21 protein-coding genes are annotated in these 22,459 nt (G+C 73.8%); 10 read left to right on the plus strand and 11 right to left on the minus strand.

Annotated elements, in window-relative coordinates:
* Nucleotides 1-55: 55 nt before the first annotated feature.
* Nucleotides 56-1,774 (minus strand): PQQ-binding-like beta-propeller repeat protein, encoded by a 1,719-nt coding sequence (locus ACH4RG_RS24005; RefSeq protein ID WP_398540222.1) that lies wholly within the window; start codon nt 1,772-1,774, stop codon nt 56-58.
* Nucleotides 1,775-1,841: 67 nt separating this feature from the next.
* Nucleotides 1,842-3,659, minus strand: a complete 1,818-nt coding sequence (locus ACH4RG_RS24010) for an ABC-F family ATP-binding cassette domain-containing protein (RefSeq protein ID WP_397921034.1) — start codon at nt 3,657-3,659, stop codon at nt 1,842-1,844.
* 146 nt (nt 3,660-3,805) lie between these two features.
* On the opposite strand from ACH4RG_RS24010, the gene ACH4RG_RS24015 reads away from it, so the two are divergent.
* The 3 genes from ACH4RG_RS24015 to ACH4RG_RS24025 all read left to right on the plus strand — a co-directional run bounded on the left by ACH4RG_RS24015 (nt 3,806) and on the right by ACH4RG_RS24025 (nt 6,842).
* On the plus strand, nt 3,806-4,540 hold the full coding sequence (locus ACH4RG_RS24015) for a lipoprotein (RefSeq protein WP_398540223.1): 735 nt from the start codon (nt 3,806-3,808) through the stop codon (nt 4,538-4,540).
* 98 nt (nt 4,541-4,638) lie between these two features.
* The gene (locus ACH4RG_RS24020) at nt 4,639-5,763 is read left to right on the plus strand and encodes a hypothetical protein (RefSeq protein WP_397921030.1); all 1,125 of its coding nucleotides are present in this window, start codon (nt 4,639-4,641) and stop codon (nt 5,761-5,763) included.
* Nucleotides 5,760-6,842 carry a hypothetical protein gene (locus ACH4RG_RS24025; RefSeq protein ID WP_397921028.1) on the plus strand — a complete coding sequence of 361 codons (1,083 nt, stop codon included), beginning with the start codon at nt 5,760-5,762 and terminating at the stop codon, nt 6,840-6,842. The genes ACH4RG_RS24020 and ACH4RG_RS24025 overlap by 4 nt, the downstream gene beginning before the upstream one ends.
* Nucleotides 6,843-6,869: 27 nt before the next feature.
* Here ACH4RG_RS24025 and ACH4RG_RS24030 read toward each other — a convergent pair whose 3' ends face one another.
* The 5 genes from ACH4RG_RS24030 to ACH4RG_RS24050 all read right to left on the minus strand — a co-directional run bounded on the left by ACH4RG_RS24030 (nt 6,870) and on the right by ACH4RG_RS24050 (nt 11,582).
* Nucleotides 6,870-8,237, minus strand: coding sequence for an acyltransferase (locus ACH4RG_RS24030; protein ID WP_397928345.1), 1,368 nt, complete (start codon nt 8,235-8,237; stop codon nt 6,870-6,872).
* 82 nt (nt 8,238-8,319) lie between these two features.
* Nucleotides 8,320-9,219 carry a 4-(cytidine 5'-diphospho)-2-C-methyl-D-erythritol kinase gene (locus tag ACH4RG_RS24035; protein WP_397921024.1) on the minus strand — a complete coding sequence of 300 codons (900 nt, stop codon included), beginning with the start codon at nt 9,217-9,219 and terminating at the stop codon, nt 8,320-8,322.
* Entirely contained in the window at nt 9,216-10,088 is an 873-nt protein-coding gene (gene rsmA, locus ACH4RG_RS24040; RefSeq protein WP_397921022.1) for a 16S rRNA (adenine(1518)-N(6)/adenine(1519)-N(6))-dimethyltransferase RsmA, read from the minus strand. The genes ACH4RG_RS24035 and rsmA overlap by 4 nt, the downstream gene beginning before the upstream one ends.
* Nucleotides 10,089-10,201: 113 nt before the next feature.
* Nucleotides 10,202-11,077 carry a TatD family hydrolase gene (locus ACH4RG_RS24045; RefSeq protein WP_397921020.1) on the minus strand — a complete coding sequence of 292 codons (876 nt, stop codon included), beginning with the start codon at nt 11,075-11,077 and terminating at the stop codon, nt 10,202-10,204.
* A gap of 133 nt (nt 11,078-11,210) precedes the next feature.
* Nucleotides 11,211-11,582 carry a hypothetical protein gene (locus ACH4RG_RS24050; protein WP_398540224.1) on the minus strand — a complete coding sequence of 124 codons (372 nt, stop codon included), beginning with the start codon at nt 11,580-11,582 and terminating at the stop codon, nt 11,211-11,213.
* A 461-nt stretch (nt 11,583-12,043) separates the two neighbouring features.
* Here ACH4RG_RS24050 and ACH4RG_RS24055 point away from each other — a divergent pair, with 461 nt between their 5' ends.
* The 5 genes from ACH4RG_RS24055 to ACH4RG_RS24075 are packed head-to-tail and all read left to right on the plus strand — an operon-like array spanning nt 12,044 to nt 16,007.
* The gene (locus ACH4RG_RS24055; protein WP_007455151.1) at nt 12,044-12,220 is read left to right on the plus strand and encodes a hypothetical protein; all 177 of its coding nucleotides are present in this window, start codon (nt 12,044-12,046) and stop codon (nt 12,218-12,220) included.
* A gap of 10 nt (nt 12,221-12,230) precedes the next feature.
* Nucleotides 12,231-12,944, plus strand: a complete 714-nt coding sequence (locus ACH4RG_RS24060) for a hypothetical protein (protein ID WP_397921016.1) — start codon at nt 12,231-12,233, stop codon at nt 12,942-12,944.
* The gene (locus ACH4RG_RS24065; RefSeq protein ID WP_398540225.1) at nt 12,941-14,017 is read left to right on the plus strand and encodes a DUF6895 family protein; all 1,077 of its coding nucleotides are present in this window, start codon (nt 12,941-12,943) and stop codon (nt 14,015-14,017) included. Before ACH4RG_RS24060 ends, ACH4RG_RS24065 begins: the two co-directional genes overlap by 4 nt.
* Nucleotides 14,014-14,943: a DUF6895 family protein gene (locus tag ACH4RG_RS24070; RefSeq protein WP_398540226.1), complete on the plus strand. Its 930-nt coding sequence runs from the start codon at nt 14,014-14,016 to the stop codon at nt 14,941-14,943. Before ACH4RG_RS24065 ends, ACH4RG_RS24070 begins: the two co-directional genes overlap by 4 nt.
* Nucleotides 14,940-16,007 carry a serine hydrolase domain-containing protein gene (locus ACH4RG_RS24075; protein ID WP_397921010.1) on the plus strand — a complete coding sequence of 356 codons (1,068 nt, stop codon included), beginning with the start codon at nt 14,940-14,942 and terminating at the stop codon, nt 16,005-16,007. Before ACH4RG_RS24070 ends, ACH4RG_RS24075 begins: the two co-directional genes overlap by 4 nt.
* Before the next feature lie 65 nt (nt 16,008-16,072).
* On the opposite strand, the gene rsmI is transcribed toward ACH4RG_RS24075, so the two are convergent.
* Nucleotides 16,073-16,981 carry a 16S rRNA (cytidine(1402)-2'-O)-methyltransferase gene (rsmI, locus tag ACH4RG_RS24080; protein WP_398162930.1) on the minus strand — a complete coding sequence of 303 codons (909 nt, stop codon included), beginning with the start codon at nt 16,979-16,981 and terminating at the stop codon, nt 16,073-16,075.
* Between the two features lie 53 nt (nt 16,982-17,034).
* Between rsmI and ACH4RG_RS24085 the strand changes: the two genes are divergently transcribed.
* Nucleotides 17,035-18,804, plus strand: coding sequence for a dolichyl-phosphate-mannose--protein mannosyltransferase (locus ACH4RG_RS24085; RefSeq protein WP_398540227.1), 1,770 nt, complete (start codon nt 17,035-17,037; stop codon nt 18,802-18,804).
* 153 nt (nt 18,805-18,957) lie between these two features.
* On the opposite strand, the gene ACH4RG_RS24090 is transcribed toward ACH4RG_RS24085, so the two are convergent.
* Both ACH4RG_RS24090 and ACH4RG_RS24095 read right to left on the minus strand, forming a co-directional pair.
* The gene (locus tag ACH4RG_RS24090; RefSeq protein ID WP_397921004.1) at nt 18,958-19,113 is read right to left on the minus strand and encodes a hypothetical protein; all 156 of its coding nucleotides are present in this window, start codon (nt 19,111-19,113) and stop codon (nt 18,958-18,960) included.
* Between the two features lie 160 nt (nt 19,114-19,273).
* Entirely contained in the window at nt 19,274-19,687 is a 414-nt protein-coding gene (locus ACH4RG_RS24095) for a hypothetical protein (protein WP_397921746.1), read from the minus strand.
* Nucleotides 19,688-19,991: 304 nt separating this feature from the next.
* Here ACH4RG_RS24095 and ACH4RG_RS24100 point away from each other — a divergent pair, with 304 nt between their 5' ends.
* A complete protein-coding gene (locus ACH4RG_RS24100) occupies nt 19,992-20,837 on the plus strand; it encodes a hypothetical protein (protein WP_398540228.1) in 846 nt (281 codons plus the stop codon).
* A 66-nt stretch (nt 20,838-20,903) separates the two neighbouring features.
* Here ACH4RG_RS24100 and ACH4RG_RS24105 read toward each other — a convergent pair whose 3' ends face one another.
* Nucleotides 20,904-22,295, minus strand: coding sequence for a hypothetical protein (locus ACH4RG_RS24105; protein ID WP_398540229.1), 1,392 nt, complete (start codon nt 22,293-22,295; stop codon nt 20,904-20,906).
* Nucleotides 22,296-22,459: the final 164 nt, after the last annotated feature.

The raw sequence follows: 22,459 nt of genomic DNA on the forward strand, positions 1-22,459 counted from the left end.
CCCAAGGGAGAACCGCCTTGTGATGCCTCCGTTACGCCCCGGCGGGAGGTGATGGTCAGTCACCGAAGGCGATCATCACCGGCAGCTCCCTCTCCTCCTCGTCGGTGGCCGCGGAGACGAACGGGAGCATGAGCAGCGAGCGGCCGCCGGTGTAGAGGACGAGCGGATCGGTGAAGGTGCGCTCGGTCACCGCGGCCGACGCCGGGTGGCGCAGGACCTGGCGCGGTGCGCCGCCGTCCGGCCCGAGCGCCACGATGCCGCCGCCGACGCCCTTGGTCCCGCTCTTCGCGCCGGGCGGGCTGAGGTAGATCAGCGCCCTGCCGCCTTCGACGCGCAGCGGCATCAGGGTCTGGCCGGCGGGTGCGGGGACCTTCCATTTCTTCTCGCCGGTGCTCATGTCGAAGGCGACGACGTCGTTGGTCAGCACCCCGTCCGCGAACCGGTGCTTCGTGGCGGTGTAGAGCGTGTCGGCGTCGGCGGTCACTCCGACGCAGGTGTCGAGGTTCGCGCCCACGTTCCGCCGCATGCCGGTGCACCGGGCCTCGGGGACGTCGTCGCCGGCGGCGGGCCGGGAGCGGAAGGTTCCGTCGGCGTTCAGGACCGTGATCGCCCACTCGCCCGCCACCGCCCCGCCCTTGCGGAGCGAGATCACCGGCGGGTCGACGGAGTGGACTTCGTCGATCAGCCAGCCCTTCTCGGCCTCGTACGTCCACAGGGTCCGGCCGGTGGACGGGTCGATGCGCCGCACTTCCTCGACGACATCGTCGGACTCGGACTCGGACTCGCCGGCCGGCTGATCGCGGCAGCTGACAGCCGCGAGCAGGACGGCTCCGCCGGCGAGACCGTACGACTGGCAGGGGCCGGGCAGCTTGTCCCACAGGTGCTTGCCGTCTCCGACCCGATAGGCATCGGTGCGGCCGACGCGCCCGATCGTCAGGACGTCGCCGCTGATCGCCATGACGATGTTCGCGAGCCCGTCCTGCGTCGGCGCGCGTTCGAAGGTCGCGGACCAGCCCGCCTCGCCGGTGACCAGATCGATCATCTGGAGCTTGTCGCAGACCGAGTTCTCCGTGGAGGTGTCGGTCAGGAGACCGACGACGATCTTCCCGTCCGCGGTCGGCCGGGTGGGCGCCGCGCAGACGTCGGAGGGCAGACGCAGGCTCCACTTCCGCGCGCCGTCGTCGAGGGAATAGCCGGACGCCGTGCGGTACATGGCCTTGGCCACGACGTCGCCGGCGACCCAGGGGCCGAGGGCGGAGGCTCCGCCCCCCGGCAGGTCCACGCCGTTCCGCTGGACCCAGCGGACCTTCGCCTCGCCCTCCTCGCGGCCCTTGTTGATCTCCGCGGCCCCCGGGGCGGGCGTCGCCTTCGGGCCCGGCTCGGCGCCGGGCCGCTTCGAGGCGGCGCTCTCCCTCACGACGGGCTTCCCGTCGTCGGCGCCGTCATCGCCGCCCACCACGAACCAGACGCCGGTCCCGATGACGAGGACTCCGGCGAGCACGGCGGCGACGAGACCCGCGACCCGGCCCCGCGAGCGCCCACCCGGAGGCGAGGGCCGGGGCCCCGGCCGGCCGTACGACATGGCGGGCGGCTGCGGCTGCGGCTGCGGCTGCGGGTAGCCGTACGGCGCCGTGGGCGGCTGACCGTACGGGCCGGGCCGGGGCTGCGGCTGGGGCTGGGGCGGCACGGGGTTCCCGTACGCGCCGGGCTGCGGTTCGTACGGAGCGCCGAAGCCCTGCTGCTCCCCCGGCCCGCCCTGCGGCGGCTGCGACATCGGTGTGGTCCCCCTCGAACGTACGGTCCCTGCCGTCCCGTTCTACCACCTGCCGCATCGCCGTCCGTCAGGCGTCCTCGGCCAGCTCCAGCCAGCGCATCTCCAACTCGTCCCGTTCGGTGACGAGTTCACGCAGTTCGGCGTCGAGCCCGGCGACCTTCTCGAAGTCGGTGGCGTTGTCGGCGATCTGCTTGTGCAGCGCGGTCTCCCGGGTGGAGAGCTTGTCGAGCTGCCGCTCGACCTTCTGGAGCTCCTTCTTCGCGGCGCGGGCCTCCTGCGCCGAGACGGCCGGGGCAGCGGCGGAGGCGGTGGACGTACGGGGCGCGGCCGCGGAGGGGGTGGACTCCTCCTCCATCCGCTGCCGGCGCTCCAGGTACTCGTCGATCCCGCGCGGCAGCATGCGCAGGGCGCGGTCGCCGAGGAGCGCCATGACCCGGTCGGTGGTCCGCTCGATGAAGAACCGGTCGTGGGAGATCACGATCATCGACCCGGGCCAGCTGTCGAGGAGGTCCTCCAGCTGCGTCAGGGTCTCGATGTCGAGGTCGTTGGTGGGCTCGTCGAGGAAGAGGACGTTGGGCTCGTCCATCAGCAGCCGCAGGATCTGGAGCCGCCGGCGCTCGCCGCCGGAGAGGTCGCCGACGGGCGTCCACTGCTTCTCCTTGGTGAAGCCGAACTGCTCGCAGAGCTGACCGGCGGTCATCTCGCGGCCCTTGCCGAGGTCGACCCGGTCGCGCACCTGCTGCACGGCCTCCAGGACCCGGAGGTTCGGGTTGAGCTCGGTGACCTCCTGGGAGAGGTAGGCGAGCTTGACGGTCTTGCCGACGACGACCTTCCCGGCGGCGGGCTGCTCGTCCCCCTGGGTGCGGGCGGCCTGGGCGAGCGCGCGCAGCAGCGAGGTCTTGCCCGCGCCGTTGACGCCGACCAGGCCGATGCGGTCGCCGGGGCCGAGCTGCCAGGTGAGGTGGGTGAGGAGGGTCTTGGGGCCGGCCTGGACGGTCACGTCCTCCAGGTCGAAGACGGTCTTGCCGAGGCGGGCGTTGGCGAACTTCATCAGCTCGCTGGTGTCGCGCGGCGGCGGCACGTCGGCGATGAGTTCGTTGGCGGCCTCGATGCGGTAGCGCGGCTTGGAGGTACGGGCGGGGGCGCCGCGGCGCAGCCAGGCCAGCTCCTTGCGCATGAGGTTCTGCCGCTTGGACTCCTCGGTGGCGGCGATGCGCTCCCGCTCGGCGCGGGCGAACACGTAGTCGCTGTAGCCGCCCTCGTACTCGTGGACGGTGCCACGCTGGACGTCCCACATACGGGTGCAGACCTGGTCGAGGAACCACCGGTCGTGGGTGACGCAGACGAGGGCGGAGCGCCGGGTCCGCAGATGGCCGGCCAGCCAGGAGATGCCCTCGACGTCGAGATGGTTGGTGGGCTCGTCGAGGACGATCAGGTCCTGCTCGTCGATGAGGAGCTTGGCCAGCGCGATCCGGCGGCGCTCGCCGCCGGAGAGCGGGGCGATGACGGTGTCGAGCCCGTGCTCGAAGCCGGGGAGGGCGAGGCCGCCGAAGAGCCCGGTGAGCACGTCGCGGATCTTGGCGCTGCCCGCCCACTCGTGGTCGGCGAGATCGCCGATGACCTCCTGGCGGATGGTCTTCCCGGGGTCCAGGGAGTCGTGCTGGGTGAGGACGCCGAGTCGCAGCCCGCCGTTGTGGGTGACGCGGCCGGTGTCCGCCTCCTCCAGCTTGGCGAGCATCCGGATGAGGGTGGTCTTGCCGTCGCCGTTGCGGCCCACGACACCGATCCGGTCGCCCTCGGACACCCCGAGGGATACGCCGTCGAGCAGGGCACGGGTGCCGTACACCTTGCTGACCTGCTCGACATTGACCAGATTGACGGCCATTTCACTCCTGTCCCGGGGGTCCCTGCGGTGAGGACCGCTCGACGTACCAGAGTAGTCGCCGCGCGGAGCGCGATAACGTGCCGCGATCGATCACGGGAGCGGCCCGGGGTCGGAGCGGTGCGGAAGACATGCGGGGTGGGGACTTCATGACGAGGGCGCGTGGAGCGGCACGGGGCCTGATACCGGCGGCCCTGGCGGCGGTGACACTGGCCGGCTGTTCGTCGTCGACCGGGGCGGGCGACGGGGGCCCGGGCGGACCGGCGGTCAGCAGCACACCCGCCCCGGCCCCGGCCGGGGCCGGGGCCGGGGCGGAGAAGACCGGGGCGGACGAGGCCGGGGCGGACGCCACGAAGGCGGCGGAGAAGGGCGGGCGGGTCGGAGGCGCGGGGTCGGCGTGCGACCTGCCGGTGACCTTCGACATCGCCGCGCACTGGAAGCCGCGGGGGGCCTCGATGGACCTGGGCTCCGGGCTGGACCCCGAGCTGGCCGAGGAGCTGGCCGACCTCGCCGAGCAGGGCACGGTGAAGGTGGTCTGCGAGATCGACGCCAAACCGGCGGGGAACATCGGCTTCCTCCGGGTGTGGCGGGGCGAGGCGTCCGAGGACGACCCGCGCGCGGTTCTGAAGGCCTTCGTGGCGGATGCCCCGAATGTGAGCGAGGCCGTCTACACGCAGGTGACGGTCGGTGCGCTCGCGGCCGCCGAGGTCGGATACACCGGCCACAGCGAACTGCTGGACGAGCCGAAGAAGGAGCGCGCCTTCGCCGTCGTGACGCCCGACGGTCCGGTCGTGGTGCACCTGGGCGGAATGGACTCCGAGGAGCACGTGGCGATGCTTCCGGCGTTCGAACTGGCGAAGAAGACCCTGGAGCTCCGCCGATGACGGGTCGGTGAGCCGCGCTCGGCGGCCCCCGTGCTCGCCGGGGGAGGCAGGACATGCGGTAGCGTGCGCCGACTGATCATGGGGCCAGGGGGGTCGGAGTGGCGGCAACGGCATGGGAACGGTTCATCGGTCACCGGGTGCTGCCGAAGGCGACCGCCGTGGTGCTCGCCGCGGTGCTGGCGGCCGGGTTCCTCCTCGTCCGGTCCGAGCGGCGCGACGCCCATAACGCCGACGTGCTGGACACGGCGTGCGGGGGTGTCCTGCCGCGCGAGGCGGTGCGTGGCCTGCTGCCCGGGGACGAGACCTGGGAGCTGCGCGACGACCTGGACCTGACCGGGCCGTCCGGGCGGGGACCGCGCACCCTGCTGCGGTGCTCGCTGTCCTGGGGCGAGGACGGCACGCTGGATCTCGCGGCGGTGCCGGTGCTGGACGTTCCGCTGTCCGGCGTACGGCTCCGGGACGTCCTCTCCACGGCGGCCGCGAAGGAACCCGACTGGGCCACCGCGTACCGGACCGCCACCACTCAGGTCACCGCCGCCTGCCCGGCCGGTCTGCCCGGCTATCCCCGGCCGGTGACGCGCTTCCGCGTCCATGCCTCGTTCGGGGCGGACGGGTCGCGGGGCGTGCGGGCGGCGGAGGAGCTGGGCGATGCGGTGGCGACGGTCGCCAACCACGTGCGAGACCGCGGCCGCTGCGGAGGTACGGCGGTGGAGCCCTCGGACGTACGGCCGCCGCCGGGGCCCGAGGCGGAGGACTCCGAGAACTCCGACGAGGTCCCGCAGGCCTGCCGTTGGTTCCGGCCCGGGATGCTCGACGGCAGGACCCGGGGGCGCGACGACCGGGAACCTGACGGCGTCACGGCCGACGACGCGGACGCCTGCTCCCTGAGGGTGCCGCGTGCGAAGCCGGCGAATCGGCTGGACCACTTCGCCGAGGTGAGTTCGGTGAGCTGGCGGGGGCCGCTGCTGCCCGAGGCGCGCACGGCGTACGGGGCCGAGCTGGCCGCACTGTCCCTGGCCCCGGAGCCGGGGAGCGGTGGGGAGTCGTACACGCTGGCCGTCTGGGCCGAGTCCTCGTGCTCGGGGGCCCGGACGCTGAGCCGGGTGACGGTGACGACGGCCGCGGCCGCTCTCGCGGCCGACCGGGCCGACGGGATCCTCGACGCGTATCTGACCTCGTCCGGCTGCCGTGCGGCGAAGGTCCTCGGAAAGGTGTGGAAGTGAGCGACGTCCGTTCCCGGCGCAGGCGATCGGTGCGGCGCACGGCGGCCTGGACCACGACCGCGGCGGTGCTGGCGGGAGGACTCTTCTGGGTCTCCGGCGGCTACGACTCCTGGCGCGACGACCGGGCCCTGGACACGGCCTGCGACGGTGATCTGGCGGCCGGGGCGGTACGGGAGCTGTTCGACGGCGTATCCCTGACCTCGTCGGCCCGCTGGGGCGACCGCCGGCACTGCACGGTCAGCGCGGCCGACGACGACACGGACGCCGGCCTGGTGCTGTGGGCCGGGAGGACGGAACGCATGACGAACCTGGAGGACTCCGACGGGTTCGACGCCCCCCTGGGCCACGGCTGGACCGGTTCCTTCCGGTTCGACCCGGACAGCGAGGACAGGGACGAGGCGAGGGCCGTCCTGATGCTGAACTGCGGCAAGGAGTCCGGTCATGGGCAGCTGATGACGGCGGAGGCCGACCTCGGCCGCGGTGGTTTCGACGACCCGGTGCCCCGGGAGCGGCTCGTCGCCGTCCTCACGGAGACGGCCTCGGCGTACGCCCGGCGCACCGGATGTGCGGCTCCGGTCGGCGGGCGGGTGAAGCAGGTCGGCGTCACGACGAACCGCAGGGACCACAAACCCGTCGCCGCGGCCACGGGAAGCTGCGCGGGCCTGCTGGACGGGAAGACGGCCGCCCGGTGGGGCGTGCGCACGGTGCAGGAGATCACGGCGGCCCCGGCGCCTCTGGAGAACTGCGTCCTGGGCGGTCTGCGCGGTGCGTTCCTGTACGGGTTCACCGCTTATTACGGGCCGTCCGCCCGGGATGCGCACTTCCGGCTGGACACCCGGCTGGACCGCGACGCCGCCGCCCGCAGGGGCCCGGACGCGCCGACCGGGCACTATGCGCTGGCCGCCCGATGTCCCGGCGCGGGCGGGACCGCCCTGTACGAGGTGGACACCCTCGGCGACGAGAACGACCGGAAGCTCGCGGCGCCGGTCGTGGACCACCGGGGGCTGCGGGCGGCCCTCCAGCGCTTCGCCGAGCGCTCGGCGGAGAACCACGGCTGCGAGGCGCCCCGGGCGGTGTAGGGGCGGGATCGCCGCCTGCCGGTACCACTACGGCCGCTGAAGCCCATCGCGCCCCGGCCCCCGCCCCGCCCGCTCCACCAGCAGCCAGCCGCCCAGGGTCATCGCGACGGCGGCCGGTGCGCTGACGGGGATCGCGATCAGCAGGGCGGTACGGCCGTCCAGCAGGCCGCCGAAGCCGACCATGGACAGGCCCAGCACGCCGAGCAGGCAGAGCGTCGCGCCGAGGGCGGCGAGGGGGCCGGCTCCCGTGGCCCCGGCGGCTCCGGCGGCTCCGGGTGGAGCGGGGACCGGACGTTCGACAGCGCGGAAGGCGGCGACGAGCCCGGCGGTGAGGACCGCCGCGAGGGCGAGCCGCGGCGGGACCTGGGCCCACCAGGCGGCCGACGCCGGTTCGGGCAGCTCGACGTCGAGGGCGAGCAGCGCCCCGTACACCCCGAACATCGCGGTGAGGTGCCAGAGGAACGCGGTCATCGCCACCCCGTTGGCCGCCACCACCGTGCGCCAGACCCGGGGGCGCTCCAGCAGGCGGGCGGCCGGGGCGCGGAGCAGTTCGACCGCGCCGACGAGCCAGAGGCCGTGGCAGAGCAGGGCGAGGGTGGGCGGGGCCATGTTGCTGACCTTCTCGCCGGGCATCCCGACCATGGACAGCGGGTACGGCCCGAAGGCCACCAGCGCGCCGGCGGTGGCCAGGCCCGCCCCGGCGAGGAGCGCGGGGCGGCGGATGCGGCCGTCGGCGCGCAGGAAGCCGAGCTGGTGGACGGCCAGCCAGACGAACGCGAAGTTGAGGAACTCGACGTACGGCACTCCGGCCGCGAAGCGCAGCAGGTCCACCGCGAGCGCCGCCCCGGCCAGTCCGGCGAAGGCCCCCCAGCCGTGCCTCTCGTGCAGCTTCAGCAGCGGCGGGGTGAACGCGACCATCGCCAGGTAGATGCCGATGAACCAGAGCGGCTGGGTCACCATGCGCAGGGTGACGCCGGTCAGTCCGCCGCCCCCGCCGAGGAGTTGGACCAGGAGCGCCGCCGCACCCCACACCAGGACGAAGACCATGGTCGGGCGCAGCAGCCGCTGGAGGCGGGCGCGCAGGAAGGCCGAGTAGACGGAGCCCGTGGAGACCTCCGAGGCGGCCTCGGGTCGCTTGCGGAGCAGGGAGCGGTAGGACAGCGCGTGGGAGAAGCCGCCGACGAAGAAGAACACCGGCATGACCTGGAGCAGCCAGGTCAGCGGCTGGAGCTCCGGGACGACGGCGAGCAGGTTGCCCACCCCGTCGGGGGTGACGGCGGCCATCAGCCAGTGGCCGAGCACGACCGCGCCGAGCGAGGCGACCCGCAGGAGGTCGACGTAGCGGTCCCGGGTGGCGGGCGTCGCCCCGGCCAGTTCACGAACACTTGATCCCATGGGCGTACGGTCGCGCGGGCCGGGCGGGGCGCTGCAGCGCGGCCGTACTCAGATCCTGGGTGAGTACGAGGGGGCCGGGAGCTCAGATGACGTGTGCGCCCGGCGCGGACGAGGCCGCCACACGCGTGTCGCGGCAGGTCCCGGACGCCAGCAGCGCGGCCGCCACCTTCTCGGCCGCCGCCTCGTCCGCCACCAGGAACGCCGTCGTCGGCCCGGACCCGGAGACCAGGGCGGCCAGGGCCCCCGCCTCGGCGCCCGCGGCCAGGGTCGCGGCGAGGGAGGGGCGCAGAGAGAGCGCGGCGGGCTGGAGGTCGTTGCCCAGGGCCTTGGCGAGTGCGCCGGAGTCGCCGGAGCGCAGGGCGGCGAGGAGGACGGGGGACGCGGTGGGCTCCGGGACCTCGGTGTCGGCCGTGAGGCGGTCGAACTCCCCGTACACGGCGGGCGTGGAGAGGCCGCCGTCGGCCATGGCGAAGACCCAGTGGAAGGTCCCGCCGACCTCGATCGGGGTCAGCTTCTCGCCGCGTCCGGTGCCGAGCGCGGCCCCGCCGACCAGGCTGAACGGCACGTCGCTGCCCAGCTCCGCGCAGATGGCCAGCAGCTCGTCGCGGCTCGCGCCGGTCCCCCACAGGGCGTCGCAGGCGACGAGCGCGGCGGCCCCGTCGGCGCTGCCGCCCGCCATGCCGCCCGCGACCGGGATGTCCTTGGCGATGTGCAGGTGGACGGCGGGTTCGACGTCGTACCGCTCGGCCAGCGCGAGGGCGGCGCGGGCGGCGAGGTTGGTGGTGTCCAGCGGGACCCGGGCGGCGTCCGGGCCCGAGCAGGTGATGCGCAGTCGGTCGGCGGGGACCGCGGTGACCTCGTCGTACAGGCCGACCGCGAGGAAGACGTTGGCCAGGTCGTGGAAGCCGTCGGGGCGGGCGGCGCCCACGGCCAGCTGGACGTTGACCTTGGCGGGGACGCGGACGGTGACGGCGGCGCTCATTCCGACACCTCCGGCTTGTTCTCCGCGATCGCCGCGAACTCCTCCACCGTGAGCGCCTCCCCGCGCGCCTGCGGGGAGACCCCGGCGGCGACGAGCGCCGCTTCGGCGGCGGGCGCGGAGCCCGCCCAGCCGGAGAGCGCGGCGCGCAGGGTCTTGCGGCGCTGGGCGAAGGCGGCGTCCACGACGGCGAAGACCTCGGCGCGGCTCGCGGTGGTGGCGATGGGCTCGGTGCGCCGGACCAGGGAGACGAGCCCGGAGTCGACGTTCGGGGCGGGCCAGAAGACGGTGCGGCCGATGGACCCGGCGCGCTTGACCTCGGCGTACCAGTTGGCCTTCACCGACGGCACGCCGTAGACCTTGTTGCCGGGGCGGGCGGCCAGCCGGTCGGCGACCTCGGCCTGGACCATGACGAGGGTCCGCTCGATGCTGGGAAAGCGCTCCAGCATGGTCAGCAGGACGGGCACCGCCACGTTGTACGGGAGGTTCGCCACGAGCGCGGTCGGGGCCGGGCCCGGCAGTTCGGTGACCAGCATCGCGTCGGAGTGGACCAGGGCGAAGCGGTCGGCGCGCTCCGGCATCCGGGCCCGGACCGTGGCGGGCAGCGCGGCGGCGAGCACGTCGTCGATCTCGACCGCGACGACGCGGTCCGCCGCCTCCAGCAGCGCCAGGGTCAGCGAGCCGAGCCCGGGGCCGACCTCGACGACGGTGTCGTCCGGGCGGACCTCGGCCGTGCGCACGATGCGGCGGACGGTGTTGGCGTCGATGACGAAGTTCTGACCGCGCTGCTTGGTGGGGCGTACGCCCAGCTTCGCGGCCAGGTCGCGGATGTCTGCGGGGCCCAGGAGGGCGTCGGGCTCTGTGCTGCTCACCCGGTAAGCCTACGGCCGCGGCGCGACCCGGCCACCAGGCGTGCCCGCGGGGCCCGGCCCGCCGGTCGGAAGCCGGACCCGCCCGAAGGGCGGAAGCCGGGCACGCCCGAGGGTCAGAAATCGAACGCGCGCGCGGTGTTGTCGTAGACCGCGGCGGCCAGCACGTCCTCGTCCAGACCCTTCACCTCGGCCATGGCGCGGAGCGTGACCGGGATGAGGTACGGCGCGTTGGGCCGCCCCCGGTACGGGGCGGGGGTGAGGAAAGGGGCGTCCGTCTCGACGAGGACCAGCTCGGTCGGGGCGACGGCCAGGGCGTCCCGCAGCGGCTGGGCGTTCTTGAAGGTCACGTTGCCCGCGAAGGACATGAAGTACCCGGCCCGCGCGCAGGTCCGGGCCATGTCGGCGTCGCCGGAGTAGCAGTGGAACACGGTCCGCTCGGGCGCGCCCGCGTCGAGCAGGACCCGCAGGACGTCCTCGTGCGCGTCGCGGTCGTGGATGACCAGGGCCTTGCCGTGCCGCTTGGCGATCTCGATGTGGGCCCGGAAGGACTCCTCCTGGGCGGCGACGCCCTCGGGTCCGGTGCGGAAGAAGTCCAGGCCCGTCTCGCCGACCCCGCGTACGTGGTCGAGGGCGGCCAGCGCGTCGATCTCCGCCAGCGCCTCGTCCAGCGCCGCCCTGCCACCGGGCTCCCTCGCCCCCTGCCGCGCGGTGCCGGCGGTGCCCTCGACGCACCCGTGGACGATGCGCGGGGCCTCGTTGGGGTGCAGGGCGACCGAGGCGTGGACGGCGGGGTGCGCGGCCGCGGTGTCGGCGGCCCAGCGGGAGCCGGTCACGTCGCAGCCGACCTGGACGACGGCCGTCACGTTTACCGCTGCGGCCCGGGCGAGGGCCTCCTCGACGGTGGCGTCCTGCATGTCCAGGTGGGTGTGGGAGTCGGCGACCGGAACCCGCAGGGGCTCGGGCAGCGGCGGGGCTTCGGTACGGCTCATGCCGACGATCGTACGAGGGCCCCACCCTCGTACGACCGTCGGCTGGGGAAGCCACCCGGGTACGTCATCCGCGACGGAAGGCCCCACTCCATCCGCGCTGGAGGATCACGTCACCCGCAGTGGTCGGTCTGTGTCACCTGCGGTGGAAGGGGTGGAGCAGGTCGGACAGGCGCCAGTGGCGGACCGGGGTGGCGGCGGTCGACACCGCCCGGTCCTTCGCGGCGGCCTCCGCCGCGCGCGGCGTCCGCTGCTTCCGCAGCAGTTCCTGGACGCCGGCGACCCGCCCCGCCCGCATGATGCGCACCACGTGTCCGCCGCAGTTCGTGCAGGTGGGCGTGGAGAGCGGGGACGGCACACGCTCGCCGTCCGCCGTGTAGACGACGAAGGCGTGTCCGTGGACGTCGACATGGTGCTCTATCTCGTAGGACTGCTCCCAGCCGTACCCGCACTTCATGCAGGCGAAGGCATACGCCTCATGGACGGTGGTGGCTGCGATCTCGCTCATGCCTGCTCCTCGTGGCCGCGGGTCACGCGCTCCGGGGCGGGCGGCCCGCCCGAGGAATTTCGAGCAGGTGGCCCGTCCCTTCCAGTGGACACCTGCACCCGTACGGACGCACCAGCTCGGAGCCAATATTGGTGCGTTCTTGGCCTCCTTTGGAGGCCCTTTGCCGACGCATGGCAGTGGACGGGACCAAGGGAGGGCGGAGCGTGACCGCCGGGCCCGCCCGACCACCGAGCGCCCCCGAGCGCGCCGTGCGCCGGACCTGAATGCGCCCGGCGCACCACCCCGGCCCGCCCGCTGCTCCTCCCTGAATCCCCGGGCTTTTCCGCTCCCCGCGCCCCGTGAATTCACCATTCAATTGAAATCGCGATTTCCCCGGATGTCGCACGCCGATTTGCGGCGCCCCTCTTCTTCCTTTTCACTCATTACGTCCACCCCATTTCCCACAGGACGGGGAACAACCCATGTTCACCACGGACACCACTGCCACCGACATCGAGCTCGACCTCGACGCCGCACTCAACCCGGGCGAGGTCGAGGGCCTGTACCGCGACTCCCGCGAATGCGCCTATCTCGCGCTTCTCGCGGGCGGCGGCGCGCTGCTGCTCTCGCCCCCGACCCCGCGCCCGAAGAAGGGCTAGTCGACGGCACATGGACCAGACACATGCTTCGTCGCCCCTCGCGGGCGCCGTGCATGACCTGGCAACAGAGGTGGTCCTCGCTCTTCGGAGCGGGGACCACCTCGCCACGGTGTGCGGCGCGGCGGGAATCGACGAGGGAAATCGGACCGGAATCGCGGCGGCACGGGTCATCGGGGCCGACCTGCTGCTGCCCAGTGTTCTCTACGGACGTCACCCGCACCCGGGTGACGTCGCCGTGCTCGACCGGGCGGTGCGGGAGTTCCCGCCGAAGCCCGACGCTCCGGCCGCGACGGCCTGGAGCCACTGGCACATGATCTCCACGCTCCAGCGGCTGGCGCCGCCTCCACCGGGTGCGGCCGCGGCCGCTCCCGCGACGTACGCCGAGCCCGACGCCGCCTGGCTGGAGGGGGCGCCCTGGCAGGCGTTCACCCACCAGCTCTCGGTCCTCGCGCCGCTGGCCGTTCCGGCCGCCCCCTCGGCCGTGCGGCAGGCCGCGACGGGCCGGGCCGTCGACCTGTCGCGCGGCTTCGTCCGCGCGGTCCGGCGGCGCGACTGGCTCCAGGCGGCGGGCGCGGGGCGCTGGCTCGCGGCGATCGGCGGCGAACCGGCGACGCTGGGCCTGGAGCGCGGCCTGGACTTCGTCGAGCTGATGGGCGGCCACGACCCCCGGGTCGCCCTCCATACGCGGGCCGCCCGGCTGATGGCCGAGGCGAGGACGCGGTGACCACGACCGCGACCGAGGGCCCCTCCCAGGACCGTCCGGCCGAGGGCCCGCGGGGACGCCGGGCGCCGGGGCCCGGGGCCGCGGCCCACCGGGAGCGCCCGGCCCCCGGCGCCGCGCTCGCGGCCCTCCCCGGCGTCCTGGCCGGAGCCCTCGCCTGGACCGACGCGCACCGGGCGCACTTCACGCTCCCCGACGACGTCCTGGAACCTCACACCCAGGTCAACGCCACGCTGAAACCCCTGGGCGAGCTGGCCCAGCTCGGCTCCACGATCCGCCGCACCACCGCCCCCGGCAGCCCGGAACACGAGCTGGCCGGGGATCTCGTCACGTACGCCTGGGAGCAGGTGGAGGAGGGCGAGCTACTGCTGGAGCTGCTGCGCGTTGAGCCGTTCGCCGCGTACCCGTACGAGATCTACGCCGCCTTCGCCGGGTACGGGCTGCGCCACGAGGGCTTCGAGGCCCTGGCCCGCCCGCTCACCGCGACCCGTGCCTGGGCCCACACCGAGCAGCACGCCAACCGGCAGCTGGGCCTGGTCAACTCCGAGCGGCGGGTCGGCGTGGTGCCCCACACCGACGCGGGCGCGGTCCTGTCCCGGACCTGGCTCGGCGGCCTGTCGGAGCCCTGGATGTTCGAGGGCTCCTCCGGCTACGCGCTGACCCACACCGTCTTCCACCTCACGGACTGGGGCCGGATGCCCGACCGGGTCCCCGCCGGGGTCGACGGCTATCTGCGGACCTGGCTGCCCGCGTGGGCCGACGGCTGCCTGGAGAGCGGCCAGTGGGACCTCACCGGCGAGCTGCTGGCGGTGGCGGCGTCGTTGCCGGCCCCCGCGCCCGTCGAGCTGCTGGACGCGGTGTGGCCGGTGCTCGCCGACGTACAGCACGGAACCGGCTGTGTCCCGGAGACCGGCCCTCCGGTGCGGGACGCGACGGCCCCGGACCCGTACCCCTTCATCGACTGCTACCACTCCACACTCGTGACGGCCTTCGCCGCGGCCCTGTCCCTGCGGTCGCTGCGCGGGACGGCCGGGGCCGGCGAGGCCGTGCCCGACCGGGAAAGGCGGACCGCATGAGCAGCGGCATCCAGCAGATCCACGACGTGGGGGCGAAGGCCCTGGGCTGGCTGTACGAACACCGGGAGGGGTTCCGGCTGGAGGCCGACCCGTCCCCGGAGGCGGGGATGCTGGACCGCTTCAAGCCGCTGGGCGAGCTGGCGCTGATCGGCAAGGTCATCTTCCGCGAGGGCGTGGCCGGCTCGCAGCAGTCCTCCCTGGCCCACAAGCTCCTGGACCACGCCTGGCACGAACTGCTGGACTCCGGTGCGCGGCTGCTGGAGGGCCAGCGGCGTGAACCGCTGTCGCCGGTGCCGCTGGAGGTCTACGTACCGTTCCGGGAGCTGGGCTACCGGCAGCCGGACCTGGAGTCCGCGATCCGGCTCAACCACCGGCTGGCCAGCTGGGCGGCGCTGGAGGTGCTGCCGGTGCGGCGGCTCGGCCTGAGCGCGATCGAGCGGCGTTTCGGGGTGGAGCCGAGCATCCCGGAGACGGCGGCGCTGGCCCACACCTGGCTGGCGCGGCGGGCCGAGCCGTGGACGGTCGAGGGCCACATCGGCTACGACGTCACGCACACGGTCTTCCACCTCACCGACTGGGGTGAGAAGCCGGCCGGGCTCCCGGCCGACATCGCGGAGTACCTGGCGCTGTGGTTGCCGGTCTGGCTGGACGACTGGCTGGACCTGAAGCGCTGGGACCTGCTGGGCGAGCTGCTGGTCGTCGACGCGTGCCTCCCCGGACCGACGCTGGACCCGGCGGCCTGGCAGGGGTTCGCGCAGGCCCAGCAGCCGGACGGGGCGATGCCGGTGGTCGGCGGGATGCCGGAGGGCGACGAGGAGTCGGTGTTCGACCTCGTCTACCACCCGACGCTCGTCGCCGCGTTCGCCTCGGCGCTCGCGATGTCCCGGGCCCTGTCCGACCTCTCCGCCACCCCGGCCCCGCCATGACCGACACGACGGCGGTCCGCGTGGACACCCCCGGTTCCCCGGCCACCGCACGCCTCCTGGCCGAGGCCGCCGGTGCGGTCGACGCGCCCGACCTGGTGCTCGCGGTCAGCCGGAACGGGGTGCGCACCGTCCACACCGGGGGGAGCGGGGAGCCGGGCCCGGTCCCCCGTGAGCTGCTGGGCCACGAGCTGGGCTCGGCGTCGAAGCCGTACGCGGGGCTGCTGCTGGCCCGGTTGGTGGCGCAGGGCCGGGTGCGGTACGCGGACCGGGCGGCGGACCTGCTGGCCCCGGGCCTCCCGGTGCACCCGGCGGTGCGCCGGATCACCCTGCGCCATCTGCTCACCCACACCTCGGGGCTGCCGGGCCTGCCCGCCGACTTCTACCCGCAGGCGGTGCCCCGCTGGTCCACCGACCCGTACGGCGGCTACCCGGCCGACCGGGTGGTCCGGGCCTTCCTGCGGGCCCGCCCGCGCCACCGGCCCGGGACCCGCTGGCACTACTCGAACTTCGCCGTCTCGGTCCTCGGCCACACCCTGGCGGCGGCCACCGGCACGCCGTGGGAGGTGCTGCTGCACCAGCAGGTGCTGGCTCCGCTGGGCCTGGCGGCGACCCGGGTGCGCCCGGGGCCGGAGGGCACGGAGGCGGTCGGCCACCGCCGCGACGGGACGCCGGTGCCCGCGCTGGACACCGGGGGCTTCACGGCGGCGGGCGCGGTCCGGGCGACCCCGCTGGACCTGCTGACGTTCCTGGAGGCGCATCTGGAGGACCGGCCGGGCGGGCCCGACCTCCGGGACCCGACGCTGGGCGCCGCGCTCGCCGACGTGTCCCGCCCCCTGCTGCGGCGGGGCCTGCGGCACGCGCACACGCACACGCTCACGTGGTTCCACCACCCGTCCCCGTACGGCCCGGTCCTCTTCCACGCGGGGGCGACCCTCGGCCAGCAGGCGTTCCTGGGCTTCCGCCCGGACACGGGTCTCGCGGTGGCGGCGACGGCGACGCGGCGGGTGCACCGGGCGGACACGTTCGTCGCGACGGCGTACGGCCTGCTGACCGAGACGCCGTAGGCGCTACGGCCTGCTGACCGAGACGCCGTAGGCGCTACGGCCTGCTGACCGAGACGCCGTGGGCGCTACGGGTTCGGCAGCTCGCCCTTCCCCGCGCTCTTCTCCGCGCCCTTCTCCGCGTTCTTGGCGGCCACCACCGCGTCGAAGACGTCCCGCTTGGGCAGGCCCGCGGCGGCGGCGACCGCGGCGATCGCCTCCTTGCGCCGCTCCCCCGCCTCCTCGCGCACCCGCACGCGCCGCACCAGCTCCTCGGCGTCCAGCCCCTCGTCGCCGGAGTCGGTGGCGCCCTCCACGACGACGGTGATCTCCCCGCGTACGCCGTCGGCGGCCCACACGGCCAGCTCGCCGAGCGGACCGCGCTTGACCTCCTCGTACGTCTTGGTCAGCTCCCGGCACACGGCGGCGCGGCGCCCGTCGCCGAAGACCTCCGCCATCGCGGCGAGGGTGTCGTCGAGCCGGTGCGGGGCCTCGAAGAAGACCATGGTGCGCCGCTCGTCCCCGACCTCCCGGAGCTTGGAGAGCCGTTCACCGGTCTTGCGCGGCAGAAACCCCTCGAAGCAGAACCGGTCCACGGGCAGCCCGGAGAGCGCGAGCGCGGTGAGGACGGCGCTGGGCCCCGGGACGGCGGTGACGCGGATGTCCTTCTCCACGGCGGCGGCGACGAGCCGGTAGCCCGGGTCGGAGACGGACGGCATGCCCGCGTCCGTGACGAGCAGGACACGCGCGCCGCCGGTCAGGGCTTCGACGAGTTCCGGCGTACGGGCCGACTCGTTCCCCTCGAAGTAGGAGACGACACGCCCCGAGGTGTGGATGCCGAGCGCCTGGGTGAGCCGGCGCAGCCGCCGGGTGTCCTCGGCGGCGACGACGTCGGCCCGCTCCAGTTCGGCGGCGAGGCGTGGCGGGGCGTCCGCCACGTCACCGATGGGGGTCCCTGCGAGCACGAGCGTTCCAGTCGTTCCAGTCACATCAGCCATCCTCGCAGCACGGGCAGCGCCCTTCCTACAGATGCGTTCCCTACGATGGCGCGGTGACGAGTACCGCACCCGAGACCCAGCGGGGCCAAGACGCCGGGGACCCGCTCGGCGAACAGCCGACCTCCTGGCAACGGCGGCTCCGCCGCTTCGGCCATGTTCCCCGCCCGGAGACCTCTCTCCGCGACCGGCTGGACCCGCCGTACAACCGGCCCGGGCGGCAGGTGTGGTCGGTGCTCGCGATCCCGCCGCACGTCGCCGACCGGCTGGTGCGGTGGTCCGGCTGGGGCGGCCCGCTGCTGGTGACGCTGGTCGCCGGGCTGCTGCGCTTCTGGCGGCTGGACCAGCCGCACGCGGTGATATTCGACGAGACGTATTACGCGAAGGACGCGTGGGCGCTGGTCAACCAGGGATACGAGGGGTCCTGGCCCAAGGACGTCGACAAACTGATCCTGAAGGACCCCTCGTCCGTCCCGATCCCGACCGACCCGGGCTATGTGGTGCATCCGCCGGTCGGCAAGTGGATCATCGGGCTGGGCGAGCAGTTGTTCGGCTTCACGCCGTTCGGCTGGCGCTTCATGGTGGCGGTGCTGGGCACGATCTCCGTGCTCCTCCTCTGCCGGATCGGGCGACGGCTGTTCCGCTCCACGTTCCTGGGCTGCCTGGCGGGGCTGCTGCTCGCGGTGGACGGGCTGCACTTCGTGATGAGCCGGACCGCGCTGCTCGACCTGATCGTCATGTTCTTCGTGCTGGCCGCGTTCGGCTGCCTGGTGGCCGACCGGGACCATGCCCGCCGCCGACTGGCCGACGCGCTGCCGGTCGACGCGGAGGGGGTGCTGCGCCCGGACGCCCGGATCGCGGAGACCCTGCGCCTGGGGTGGCGGCCGTGGCGGCTGGCGGCGGGCGTGATGCTGGGTCTGGCCTTCGCCACGAAGTGGAACGGCCTGTACGTCCTGGCCGCGTTCGGCCTGATGACGGTCCTGTGGGACGTCGGGGCACGCCGCACGGCAGGGGCCGTGCACCCGTACCAGGCGGTGCTGCGCCGCGACCTGGTCCCCGCGTTCCTCTCCACGGTGCCGGTGGCGATCGTCACGTACGTCGTGTCGTGGACCGGCTGGATCGTCACGGACAAGGGCTACTACCGGAACTGGGCGGCCACCGAGGGCAAGGACTCCTCCTGGAGCTGGCTGTTCCCGGACTGGCTGCGCAGTCTGTGGCACTACGAGAACCAGGTGTACGACTTCCACGTCGGCCTGACCTCGGGCCACACCTACGAGTCCAACCCGTGGAGCTGGCTCGTGCTGGGCCGGCCCGTGTCGTACTACTACGAGGAGCAGGCGGGCTGCGCGGAGTCGGCGACCGGCAAGTGCGCCAGCGAGGTCCTCGCCATCGGCACCCCGCTGCTGTGGTGGCTGGCCTGCTTCGCCCTCGCGTACGTGCTCTGGCGCTGGTTCTTCCGCCGCGACTGGCGGGCGGGGGCGATCGCCTGCGGTGTGGTGGCGGGCTGGCTGCCCTGGTTCTTCTACCAGGAGCGGACGATCTTCCTCTTCTACGCGGTGGTCTTCGTCCCGTTCCTGTGTCTGGCCGTGACGATGATGCTGGGCGCGATCGCGGGCCCCGCGACGGGCACGGGCGCCCGGGCCGAACTGGGCCTCACCACCCAGGACCCCACCGGCGAACGCCGCCGCACGCTGGGGGCGATCGCGGTGGGCGTGCTGGTGCTCCTGGTCGTCTGGAACTTCATCTACTTCCACCCGCTGTTCACGGGGACCTCGATCCCGGAGGACCTGTGGCGGGACCGGATGTGGCTGGACACGTGGGTGTAGCCGGGAGAACGGCGTGACCGGCCCAGGAGCCGACATGCGGGCGGGCCGCGACGCATCGTCGTCGCGGCCCGCCCGCATGTCACAGGATTCCGTCCGTTCGACGGAATTCCCGGATCCCTCTTCCGGACCGACCGTCAGGAGTGGACCCGAAGGTCAGAAGAAATGCTTTCGCCCGCCCACCGCGCGGCCGGTCGCACCCAGGATCCACAGGATGGCACCGACCAGAATGAGAATGCCGCCGATGGTCGTCAGGAGCCCCACACCGACAAGCAGGCCGATGATCAGCAGAATAAGCCCAAGGATGATCATTTTCGTTTCCCATCGTCAAGTCAGTTCAGACGCGTATGCGCCTGCGCTTCACAACGGCCTCAGTGCACCTCACCGGTACCGCCCGGTTCCGAATGTCGCCAGAACCTCGTTGCGAAGGTCCTGGTGCCCGGCAATTCGGCATTCACACATCGCTCTCACATCATCGCAATGACGCGCGCCGCTGTCGCGCCAGATAGATCGCGGCCGCCCCCGAAAGCACCAGGAAGAGCGCGGCGGCCCCGCCCGACATCCACGCCAGCAGGGCCGCGCCGCCGCCCCCGACGTCCTCCTCGCGGGCGACCACCTGCGGGTTGTCCGCCTGGTACCGGACGGTCATGGGAGCGCCGACGGACCGCTTGCCGCCTCCACTGCCCACCGGGAGGTCCGCCACCACGGTCTGCCCGCCGGCCTCGAACTCGACCTCGCACTGGCCCGCCATGCACGCGCCGCTGGTGTGCAAGGTCGCCTGGGCGCGCTCGCCGTCCTGGAGGGAGCGCAGGTGCTCCGCCGCCGGAAACATCACCATCGCCGACAGCGCCCCCAGCAGCAGGCCGAGAGCCAACGACATCAGCATGGACATGCGGGGCCCCAGCCCGCTCGCTCCGCCGCCGGCCGCAGCCGCGTTCGCCGGGGCGCGCACTGCGGACGCGCCCCCGTTCGCTTCGCCGTCCACCTGGCTCGCCCCCTTGCCCGTCGGCGCCGAGCCGACGTACCGCTTCGTCGTGTCCGAGCAGGGTAGGCGGGTGACCAGGGGACTTTCACGGGGTGATGTCGGCACAACCGGGCCGACCCCGGCTGCCTGTTGTCGGCAACCGCGGCCGGGGTGTCAGAGCCCTCGCGTAGGTTGAGCGCCGTCGCAGTCGAAGGGAAGGCACACAGTGAAGGCGTACGAACTGGCGTTCGGGGAATCCGCGGACAAGTTGACGGTCCTCCCCGGCAAGCCCATCGAGACCGAGCTGCCCGGTGCCCGCGTCGCCGGGTGGTGCGGCGGTCGTGCGCCCGGCATCGGGACGGCCGCGTGGCCGCGGAGCCCCGTCACCGGACTGCCGATGATTCACGTCATCACCCTCGAACTGCCGGAGGACTACCGGCGCAAGGGCGAGGACCTGGTGGCCATCTCCTTCTTCCAGGCCGACGACCATGTCGCCGACGACATCGAAGGCGTCACCGAGCTGCTGGAGGGCACCGCGCCCACCGCCGAGCAGGCCGCCGATCCCTTCCTCGCGGCGGTGGCCGCGACCGCCGCGGCGCGCCATCCTCAGCACCGGGACCTGGAAGACCTCATCGGCGGCGCGCACGCGCTCCTGTGGCTCACCGCCGAGGAGTTCGCCGCGCCCCGCATCGGCCCTCCGGCCGACATCCGCCCCGCCGACCTCGGCGATCACTACAGCCGCGGCCAGAACGCCTGGGACGACAGCGCGCCCGAGACCACCGTCTGGCTCGGCGAGCGCACCGGCGACCCCAACACCGGCATCGCCCCTTCGGAGGACGGCGCGGGCGGCTATACGGCCGCCTGGTCCTCCGAGGACGAGCAGCTCCAGGAGTTCTGGTCGTGCGTCGAGGGAACCTCGCACCTGGGCGGAACGATCATGCCCTGCCAGGGGATGCCCGAGGGGCTGACCCCGTACGTCTTCGAGCTGGAGGACGGCGTCGGCGGGCTCAACCTCGGCGGCGGCACCGCGCAGATCGACCTGGAGTCGGACGTCTTCGACTGGGCGCAGTAGGGCGACAGGGCAGGGCGGCAGCGCGGTGGCCGGCACGACGGGTTGCCGCACAGGGCTCAGCCGGGGTCAGTCGCCCCCGCAACCGCCCCCGCAGCTCGACCCGCAACCGGACCCGCAGCCGCCCCCGCTGTGCCGGTCGCCGGAGCCGCTCCCGCTCGACCCGCGCGACGGGCGGGGCGGTGGGTTCCTGCGGCGCTCCTCCGCCTCGCGCTGTGCCCTCCGGTGGCGTTCCGCCCGCTCCCGGCCCTCGCGCAGCCGCTCCTGCTGCCGGGCGGCGCCGTCCGCCGGTTCCCACGGGCCCAGCCGGTGGCGGCGGTCCGGCCGGAGCGGGGCCGTGGTCACGGTGGCGTACATCCGCCCCATCTCCTGGTGGCGGTGGTATTCGGCGCAGGCGTAGGCGACGACGACCTCGTCGCCCTCCGCGAGGGTGCCGTACAGGACCGCTTCGAAGGGCTCGTGTTTCGGGTCGATGTCGTGGTGCCCGTTCCCCACCCCGTACGCCGAGCCGCCGCCCAGGAGCCGCGTCCGGTCGCGGGTGTCTCTCGTCCGGGGGATGTACGCGATCAGGGGCGGCGCGGTGCGGGTGCGGGCGTCCGCGCAGATCCAGTGGCGCCCGTCGGCCCCGGCGCGCACGCCCACGATCAGGGCCGGCTGCTCCTTCTCGTGCAGCCGCCGCGCAGCCCGGTGGGCGAGATGGCCCCAGCCGCCGAAGGTCGTGCCGACGACGAGGAGCACCAGGCCGATGCGCTGCTGCCCGACGGCGTCGTACCCGACGCCGCCCGAGGTCAGGTCTGCGACCAGGCCGTCGGTCAGGATCCCCACGGCGACGAGGCAGAGCGCCAGCCCGAGGTACACCTGCGCGTGACCGCGATGTCCGTCCGATTCCGGGACGCGGTCGGGCAGCGGGAAGCGACGCTTCCCGGCCGCTTCGAGGGCCAGGGCACGCTGCCGCCCGCGGGACCGTAGCCGGAGGCTGCTTCCCGCGAGCGCCACGGCGCAGACGGCGAGGACGACCAGGTGACCGGCTGTCGCCGGCCGGTCGGAGTCTCCGGGCCGGGCCAGGGACAGCCCCGCCGCCGCGGCGACGTACAGCGCGGCCGGAACGGCCGCGACCGGAACGTACCGGTACCAGAACGGCAGGGCGGTCAGCAGGACCACGCCCGGGTACCTCAGCCAGTCCGTCCCGGCCCCTCCGCCCCAAACCGCGGCCCCGGAGGAGATCCCGAACAGGAGGACGTACGCCACCACCACCAGGGCGGCGAGGATCCAGCCGCCCGCGACCGGGGCGAGCACGGCCGGGACCCCCGCTCTCCGCCACCGTTCGGCATCGGCGGCGGGCCAGACTGCGACGCCGCCGGACAGCCGGGAGACCGTGCCGCCTCCGGTCACGGACCAGGTGACGGAGGCTCCGTCGGGCAGGATCTCGGGGGGCAGCCGCTTGATGTGATACGCCGTCACCGGTCCGCCACCCGCCCGCATATGCCCATGCCGCACGCCCCCCGACGCTCGCTCCCCCGTGCATTCCCGGCCAGTCTGCCCACCACGGGCGACCGCCACACGGCGGAGAGCGCTTTCCGGCCAAGCATTCCGGTCCGGTAACAACGCCCTCACCGCCCGCCACA

Origin of the sequence: Streptomyces sp. NPDC021019, assembly GCF_044333295.1 — a bacterium.
GTDB lineage: Bacteria > Actinomycetota > Actinomycetes > Streptomycetales > Streptomycetaceae > Streptomyces.

Excerpts from the sequence above, each read along its gene's own strand:
- ACH4RG_RS24005 (WP_398540222.1), bottom strand. The coding sequence starts at position 1,774 with ATGTCGCAGCCGCCGCAGGGCGGGCCGGGGGAGCAGCAGGGCTTCGGC.
- ACH4RG_RS24010 (WP_397921034.1), bottom strand. The coding sequence starts at position 3,659 with ATGGCCGTCAATCTGGTCAATGTCGAGCAGGTCAGCAAGGTGTACGGC.
- ACH4RG_RS24015 (WP_398540223.1), top strand. The coding sequence starts at position 3,806 with ATGACGAGGGCGCGTGGAGCGGCACGGGGCCTGATACCGGCGGCCCTG.
- ACH4RG_RS24030 (WP_397928345.1), bottom strand. The coding sequence starts at position 8,237 with ATGGGATCAAGTGTTCGTGAACTGGCCGGGGCGACGCCCGCCACCCGG.
- ACH4RG_RS24035 (WP_397921024.1), bottom strand. The coding sequence starts at position 9,219 with ATGAGCGCCGCCGTCACCGTCCGCGTCCCCGCCAAGGTCAACGTCCAG.
- ACH4RG_RS24045 (WP_397921020.1), bottom strand. The coding sequence starts at position 11,077 with ATGAGCCGTACCGAAGCCCCGCCGCTGCCCGAGCCCCTGCGGGTTCCG.
- ACH4RG_RS24050 (WP_398540224.1), bottom strand. The coding sequence starts at position 11,582 with ATGAGCGAGATCGCAGCCACCACCGTCCATGAGGCGTATGCCTTCGCC.
- ACH4RG_RS24055 (WP_007455151.1), top strand. The coding sequence starts at position 12,044 with ATGTTCACCACGGACACCACTGCCACCGACATCGAGCTCGACCTCGAC.
- ACH4RG_RS24060 (WP_397921016.1), top strand. The coding sequence starts at position 12,231 with ATGGACCAGACACATGCTTCGTCGCCCCTCGCGGGCGCCGTGCATGAC.
- ACH4RG_RS24070 (WP_398540226.1), top strand. The coding sequence starts at position 14,014 with ATGAGCAGCGGCATCCAGCAGATCCACGACGTGGGGGCGAAGGCCCTG.
- ACH4RG_RS24075 (WP_397921010.1), top strand. The coding sequence starts at position 14,940 with ATGACCGACACGACGGCGGTCCGCGTGGACACCCCCGGTTCCCCGGCC.
- rsmI (WP_398162930.1), bottom strand. The coding sequence starts at position 16,981 with ATGGCTGATGTGACTGGAACGACTGGAACGCTCGTGCTCGCAGGGACC.
- ACH4RG_RS24090 (WP_397921004.1), bottom strand. The coding sequence starts at position 19,113 with ATGATCATCCTTGGGCTTATTCTGCTGATCATCGGCCTGCTTGTCGGT.
- ACH4RG_RS24095 (WP_397921746.1), bottom strand. The coding sequence starts at position 19,687 with ATGCTGATGTCGTTGGCTCTCGGCCTGCTGCTGGGGGCGCTGTCGGCG.